Origin of the sequence: Vibrio sp. OPT46, assembly GCF_015163535.1 — a bacterium.
Lineage (GTDB): Bacteria > Pseudomonadota > Gammaproteobacteria > Enterobacterales > Vibrionaceae > Vibrio > Vibrio alginolyticus.
The window spans coordinates 12,690-18,030 of the sequence record NZ_JADDYG010000012.1 but is presented as its reverse complement, the minus strand read 5'-3'; the positions used below and the strand labels follow the sequence as shown (position 1 = coordinate 18,030).

At 44.1% G+C, this 5,341-nt stretch carries 6 protein-coding genes; 3 read left to right on the top strand and 3 right to left on the bottom strand.

Annotated features, from left to right (window positions below):
* Positions 1-150: 150 nt before the first annotated feature.
* Positions 151-738 (bottom strand): YjaG family protein, encoded by a 588-nt coding sequence (locus IQR33_RS01865; RefSeq protein ID WP_005382520.1) that lies wholly within the window; start codon positions 736-738, stop codon positions 151-153.
* Between the two features lie 66 nt (positions 739-804).
* Between IQR33_RS01865 and IQR33_RS01860 the strand changes: the two genes are divergently transcribed.
* Positions 805-1,728 carry a D-2-hydroxyacid dehydrogenase gene (locus tag IQR33_RS01860; RefSeq protein ID WP_017633935.1) on the top strand — a complete coding sequence of 308 codons (924 nt, stop codon included), beginning with the start codon at positions 805-807 and terminating at the stop codon, positions 1,726-1,728.
* A gap of 2 nt (positions 1,729-1,730) precedes the next feature.
* A complete protein-coding gene (locus IQR33_RS01855; RefSeq protein WP_017633934.1) occupies positions 1,731-2,303 on the top strand; it encodes a uracil-DNA glycosylase family protein in 573 nt (190 codons plus the stop codon).
* A 241-nt stretch (positions 2,304-2,544) separates the two neighbouring features.
* Here IQR33_RS01855 and hemE read toward each other — a convergent pair whose 3' ends face one another.
* Both hemE and nudC read right to left on the bottom strand, forming a co-directional pair.
* Positions 2,545-3,612 (bottom strand): uroporphyrinogen decarboxylase, encoded by a 1,068-nt coding sequence (hemE, locus tag IQR33_RS01850; protein ID WP_005397282.1) that lies wholly within the window; start codon positions 3,610-3,612, stop codon positions 2,545-2,547.
* A gap of 247 nt (positions 3,613-3,859) precedes the next feature.
* The gene (gene nudC / locus IQR33_RS01845) at positions 3,860-4,657 is read right to left on the bottom strand and encodes an NAD(+) diphosphatase (protein WP_193837579.1); all 798 of its coding nucleotides are present in this window, start codon (positions 4,655-4,657) and stop codon (positions 3,860-3,862) included.
* A gap of 177 nt (positions 4,658-4,834) precedes the next feature.
* On the opposite strand from nudC, the gene IQR33_RS01840 reads away from it, so the two are divergent.
* Positions 4,835-5,326, top strand: a complete 492-nt coding sequence (locus IQR33_RS01840; RefSeq protein ID WP_005382515.1) for an Rsd/AlgQ family anti-sigma factor — start codon at positions 4,835-4,837, stop codon at positions 5,324-5,326.
* The last annotated feature ends 15 nt before the right edge of the window (positions 5,327-5,341 follow it).

Sequence of the window (5,341 nt, the reverse complement as noted above, 5' to 3'; positions counted from 1 at the left end):
GCGAGGGAGTAATCGCGCTGAGTTCTTTTAGTTGTTGATTTCATAACACTCTCCAATTTTGGGGGTGGAAAGTGTCAACCTTATTTAGGACGGCACAGCACAAACAAAAAAGGCATCCAGTTAGGATGCCTTTTTCTATTTATTCAACAATTAAAGTGCAATACCGATGTTGCTCACACCTTCTTCACGTAGCTCTTCACGCAAATCTTTAATCAAGCTGATGTCACGTTCTACCGCTTCACGCAGCGGACGGAAGATAGCCCACTGGACGTCCCACTCTTCACATACGGCTTCGTTTTCTTTCTGGTTGTCGTTAGTGATTGGCTCTGCGCCTTGTGCTTGCTCTAGATCAGCAACGGTTTGTACCGACTGTTGACTCACTTTAAGCATTGAATCGAAAAGGTAATCGCGGTCCAATAGACCATGCAGTAACGTAGACAAACCCTGACACGCGTCCATCGCTGGGTAAACGCCGTAAAAATCGAACTCATCCGCACTTGGGAACAACTCTTCTAACTTCTCCAATTGACGTTCGAAGTTAATTTTCGCGTTCTTAACTGTCAAAATTTCCCATACACTATCAAGAATCGCTCGGTAAGCACGCGGGTCAGCAAATTCTGTATTCTCACAAAACATCGCATAGTTTGGATACATGCGTTCACACAGACACGCCATAAAGGTAATTTGTTGCCAAGGTTCTAGTTTTTCTAAACGAACCTGAAGAGGATTCTTAAGCATAGTCACTCAATCATTGAAGAAAAAAACAGCGAAAGTGTACTTGATTCATCACAGGGAAAAAAGTTAATGCCGCATTCAAATCAGATTTTCCTGCTCTCAGAGCATCGCGACACCTACAAAACGTTACTGGCAGAGAAAAATCTGCCCGATCTTTGCCTCACCGACCAACCAGAAGCTGCTCAGATCGTACTAGCGGATCCACCCTTACTATCACAAAGCTTAGACGAATTTTCACAGCTTGAATGGGTGCAATCCACGTTTGCTGGTGTCAACGCCTTAACATCCCCTAGCTTTCGTCAGGACTATACTCTAACTAACGTTCGAGGCATCTTTGGTCCACTGATTGCTGAATATGTTTTGGGTTACAGTATTGCCCATTATCGCCACTTTGCCCGATACCACCAGCAACAACAAAACAAACAATGGCAGCCTCACCTATACACGTCATTACAAAGTAAAACCATGGTAATTCTTGGTACCGGTAGCATTGGGGGCTATCTGGGCAACGCCGCTAAAGCAATGGGGATAAAAACTATCGGTATTAACCGCACAGGTATCCCGACTTCAGGCGGCGAGTTTCATCAGACCTTTCATATCAATGAACTAAGTAAGGCATTTGAGCAAGCCGACATCGTTGTGAATACTCTACCAAGTACACCTGAGACGCGACAGTTACTTAATCGTCAAACGCTCAGCCAACTAAATCAGGCGTTATTATTTAACGTAGGTCGTGGCGACGTACTGGATGAGACAGGGTTGCTCTTCGCTCTGAAAAACCGTTGGGTAGAACACGCCTTCTTAGATGTGTTTGAGCAAGAACCGTTATCGGTAGAGCATCCGTTTTGGAAACTACCGCAAGTCACCATCACTCCACACATTGCTGCGCTGAGTTTTCCCGAGCAAGTCATCGAGATTTTTGCTGACAACTATCTACGCTGGCGCGATGGGTTTTCATTAAATTATCAAGTGGATTTCGAAAAGGGTTACTGAGAATGTCGTTAGACGAGCTATTGCAACAAGTGAGGGCCTGCCAGATATGCGCGGATAATTTACCTTTGGGCGCAAACCCTGTCGTACAAGCCGCAAAAGGGGCACGCATCCTAATCATCGGTCAGGCCCCTGGCACACGTGTACACAAAACCTCGATACCTTGGAATGACCCAAGTGGTGATCGATTACGCCAATGGCTCGATATCGACAAAGACGTTTTCTACGACCCAAATAAAATTGCCATTGTCCCAATGGGATTCTGTTATCCAGGCAAAGGGAACTCTGGTGATTTACCGCCTCGTAAAGAATGTGCGCCCACTTGGCATAAAAAGATTCTTGAGCAGCTGCCCAATATAGAGCTCACTCTACTAATTGGTCAGTACTCGCAGCAGTACTATCTCACCAACAAACCAAAGACGCTCACGCAAACCGTTCAGCAATGGCAAGATTGGGAACCGGACTTTATCCCGCTCCCTCACCCATCTCCACGCAATACATTGTGGTTAAAGAAGAATCCTTGGTTTGAATCTGACGTCGTGCCATACCTTAAAAAACGCATTCACTCGATGCTTTAGGTTACCTATGATCTAATTGCTTGCTTATCTGTACAAGAAAATTAGAACATAAAACCCGAAATCATAAGTATTTGTTTATATTAAACTTTAACATCTAGTGTACAGCTAGAGTAGTAATTAGATCATAGTAGGCCAAATACTACTAGAGCTGTACAGCCTTGAGTCTCAGATAGAAAAACTGAATTTTAGGCAAAAAAATACCGGCACTGAATGCCGGCATTTGATTTCAAAAAAATCTAACTTACTTGTGGTATGGCTTAGATAACTCGTGTACCGCATCCACAAATACGCCCGCGTTTTCTGGCGGTACATCCAAGTGGATACCGTGACCTAGGTTGAACACATGACCAGTCCCCGTATCACCAAATCCTTCTAGGATATCCGCTACTTCTTCGCGGATGCGCTCTGGTGAAGCGTAAAGCATTGATGGGTCCATATTACCTTGCAGCGCCACTTTATCACCGATACGTGCTTTCGCGTCAGCAATGTTGATTGTCCAGTCTAGACCAACCGCATCACAGCCCGTAGCTGCGATTTGCTCAAGCCACATGCCGCCATTCTTAGTAAACAGTGTGACTGGCACGCGACGACCGTCGTTTTCACGAATCAGACCATCTACAATCTTGTGCATGTATTGCAGTGAGAACAGATTGTAATCACGAGGCGTTAGTACGCCACCCCATGTGTCAAATACCATTACCGATTGCGCACCCGCTTTAATTTGCGCGTTTAAGTACTCGATAACGCTGTCTGCCAGCTTATCTAGAAGTAGGTGCAGAGTTTGTGGTTCCGCGTACATCATCTTCTTGATCTTGGTAAACGCTTTAGAGCTACCACCTTCGATCATATACGTCGCAAGAGTCCAAGGACTACCAGAAAAACCAATCAGCGGCACTTCACCCTTCAGGTCTTTACGGATCTGGCGTACTGCGTTCATTACGTATTGCAGTTCACCTTCAGGATCTGGCAAACCAATTTTTTCCACGTCGGCTTTGCATGTAATTGGGTTATCAAAAACAGGTCCTTCACCCGCAGCAAAACGTAAACCAAGCCCCATTGCATCTGGAATCGTTAAGATGTCCGAGAATAAGATCGCGGCATCAAGAGGAAAACGGCGTAATGGTTGAAGTGTCACTTCGGATGCTAATTCTGCATTTCGACACAAAGACATGAAATCACCCGCTTCTGCACGAGTCGCTTTGTATTCTGGTAGGTAACGACCTGCCTGGCGCATCATCCATACTGGCGTGTAATCTACCGGCTCTTTTAAAAGCGCACGCAGATAACGATCATTTTTTAATTCAGTCATTCCGTAATTCCAACTGTTAGGCTTTCTGTGAAAGGGGGTATTCTATCACTGATTTAAGTCCAATAGCTGTGTGCTTTGCAACCTGGATCAAGTTATTAACTTTTAAATCAATGCTTAATTTGCACCCAATCGGTATCAGTGTTAAAAATTTGTTCGCTAGCGAAAACTACAATTATAAACTGAGTACTTAGTACTCAGCATCTCATAACGACATCTTACTTACCCCCTCCCTCTCGGAGGGTTTTTTTTATCTATTTATCAGATAATTAGTGTCTATATCTTTCAGCGTCTGCTCGATAAGTGCTCTTGCAATCGTTCCTTTAGGCGCAACAGGCGGCATCTCGTCGATACCAAACCATTGTGCATCAGACAGCTCAGTGTAGTCTGGACTTAACTCTCCCGATTCATAGTCAGCTAAAAACCCCATCATCATACTGGATGGGAAAGCCCAAGGCTGGCTGCCAAAGTAACGAATATTTTTAACGAGAATTCCCGTTTCTTCATGAATTTCTCGAGCCACGCACTCTTCTAAGGTCTCACCGACTTCAAGAAAACCCGCAATAACCGTATACATACCATTTCGATGCCTTGGATGTTGGGCTAATAAGATCTGATTTTCTTTACGTACAGCAACGATAATACACGGAAATATTCTAGGATAATGAAGGGTGCGACATTCACCACACTGCATGGCTAACTGGTTATTATTAAGAAAGTTTCTTCCTCCGCACTGTGGACAAAAGCGCAAACTTTGCGTCATGTGCCCATATTGCACAGCTTTACTTAACAACATAAATAATGGCTCAGGAAAATGCAGGCAGTCACGCAGGGATGCTAAAGGTAGATCATGCTCTAAATCGGCCAAGTTAAGCCACATGACGGGCGAACCAGAATACTCACCAATGGGTCTTGCACTCGTTACTGGCAGTGATAACTGCTCTGCAGACCCGAAGGGCACAGCACCATCCACCAGCCAAATTTCACTTCCTGCAACAACACACCAGTATGCATTTATCGCGCGGTTAACATCACCTTTTCTTAACATTACACCATCCCTTTGCTTGAAGTTCGTTCATTTTACTGGCAATCTAATTTCATACTAGAGTTTATCGTTAAGTAAATGTGCACTCTAAATTCTAGTAAGGACAAGAGTTTGTAATAACTTTACTAACTTTGCTTTGCAAAGGATACGTTCGCCGATGGGCGATCAGATCATGAGGGCATGGTCATGCTAAGAAAATTCAAACAAACACAAGACCAGTGGGGTGGCTCAAGTGATGTCATTGATCACTGGTTAGAGACACGACAATCCCTGATTGTTGAATATTGTAAGCTTGCAGCGCTGCAACCTTGTTCGAAAACCAATGTTATTGAACTCCCATCTCCTTCCGAACTGCAGGATTTCTGTCAGCACCTCGTTGATTACATCTCCGAAGGCCACTTTAAAATTTATGACATGGTTATGGACCGTTGGAAAGCAACCGGCTTTGTCGTGACTAATGAGATCAATCAAACCTATGGTCAAATTGTTCTAACGACTGAACCATTATTGAACTTTAACGATAAGTACTCAGAAGTGACTGAAGATGATGAATTAAATGATTTCGATTCTGATATGTGTCTCATTGGGGAAATTCTTGAGACTCGCTTTGAAGTCGAGGACTATCTGATACAGCAAATCGCAGAAAGCCTGTCTATGCCACCTGGAGCTTAGTATTTGCAAACATTC

Coding starts and splice junctions, on each gene's coding strand:
- nudC (WP_193837579.1), bottom strand. CDS start 4,657: ATGTTAAGAAAAGGTGATGTTAACCGCGCGATAAATGCATACTGGTGT.
- IQR33_RS01840 (WP_005382515.1), top strand. CDS start 4,835: ATGGTCATGCTAAGAAAATTCAAACAAACACAAGACCAGTGGGGTGGC.
- IQR33_RS01855 (WP_017633934.1), top strand. CDS start 1,731: ATGTCGTTAGACGAGCTATTGCAACAAGTGAGGGCCTGCCAGATATGC.
- hemE (WP_005397282.1), bottom strand. CDS start 3,612: ATGACTGAATTAAAAAATGATCGTTATCTGCGTGCGCTTTTAAAAGAG.
- IQR33_RS01865 (WP_005382520.1), bottom strand. CDS start 738: ATGCTTAAGAATCCTCTTCAGGTTCGTTTAGAAAAACTAGAACCTTGG.
- IQR33_RS01860 (WP_017633935.1), top strand. CDS start 805: ATGCCGCATTCAAATCAGATTTTCCTGCTCTCAGAGCATCGCGACACC.